Below are 1043 nucleotides of genomic sequence, written 5' to 3'. Positions count from 1 at the left end.
CCCGGCCAGCGTGCTGCGCGTCCATGCCGCCTATGCCGAGGCCGACGCTCCGCCCGAAACGGCCGGTGAACTCTTCGAGGAATTGAAGCAGATGCAGGGCTGGCTTGGGCTTGAGCGCATCGAAGTGACGCCGGCCGGCGATTTGGGGCCGGCGCTGGCTGGCGAGATAAGATAGCCAACCCCTGCAGCCTCTGTCATACACGCTCCAACAAACCTCGTAGGTTGTGCAATGGCATCGGACAAAGTGCTCGACATGATCCATGGCGCATTGATTGCGCATGGGATCGATGCAGTGCGTAGAGATCAGGACGTTCTGCTACAGTCGAGGCAACTTCGGTTTGAGGCTGAGGTATTCGAGGCGGAAGCTGGCCGGCTGGTCCTCGAAATCTACATTTTTTCCCCACTGCTTGATGTTCAGCCGGTCATTGAATCCTTTGCTGGCTTCGGTGACACGCGAGAACAAGAATTAAATCAGGCGTTTGAAAAATTTCTTCGTGGCGTTTTCCACGTGGCGATCGAGGGACTGGCTGATCATGTCTGCGACAACATGCAGGCCGAAGTAGAGGTTTGGCAGCAAAGCAGTCCCTGTTGGAAGATCTGGCAAAAAAATGTTCGCTGGAAAATCTATGGTGGACCGGTTATTTCCCAGGCCACCACCGAGCTTAATTCGCTGAACCGGGGTTATCCAACGTTCTACGCCAAGCTGGAAAAGCTGTTCATAGCTTCCGTTTCCCCTGGCAGTCACTTTGTACGCACCTTTTTTGCAGCCTTGAAAGGCGAGCTTATTTGCACCGAGGTCCTTCTGGATAATAAGGTTTGGCAAGAAGGACAGGACCTAGCCCTCAGCCATGACTGGGACCACGGCGATGGTTATCAAGCAGTCCGGCAAGTTATCCTGGCCCTGCCGATTGGCGGCACATGACAGCCTCTGACCGACATAGCCATGTCGTAGCCGCGCGTTGACACATCTGCCCGCAGAAGCCTAAATCCATGGCCAGACGGTCTCCTCCCGGCAAAAGGAGGAGCCAAGAGGGAATGCGGTG

At 55.5% G+C, this 1043-nt stretch carries 1 protein-coding gene and 1 pseudogene; both read left to right on the top strand.

Annotated elements, in window-relative coordinates; all coding sequences use genetic code 11:
* Positions 1-175, top strand: a pseudogene (locus tag EN742_RS40305) (winged helix-turn-helix domain-containing protein); the annotation flags it as partial.
* A gap of 54 nt (positions 176-229) precedes the next feature.
* Positions 230-922: a DUF6348 family protein gene (locus EN742_RS35860; RefSeq protein ID WP_126054015.1), complete on the top strand. Its 693-nt coding sequence runs from the start codon at positions 230-232 to the stop codon at positions 920-922.
* Positions 923-1043: the final 121 nt, after the last annotated feature.

Origin of the sequence: Mesorhizobium sp. M4A.F.Ca.ET.020.02.1.1, assembly GCF_004022645.1 — a bacterium.
Lineage (GTDB): Bacteria > Pseudomonadota > Alphaproteobacteria > Rhizobiales > Rhizobiaceae > Mesorhizobium.
The sequence above is the reverse complement of the archived record's forward strand: the minus strand, read 5'-3'. Positions and strand labels throughout refer to the sequence as shown.

Excerpts from the sequence above, each read along its gene's own strand:
- EN742_RS35860 (WP_126054015.1), top strand. The coding sequence starts at position 230 with ATGGCATCGGACAAAGTGCTCGACATGATCCATGGCGCATTGATTGCG.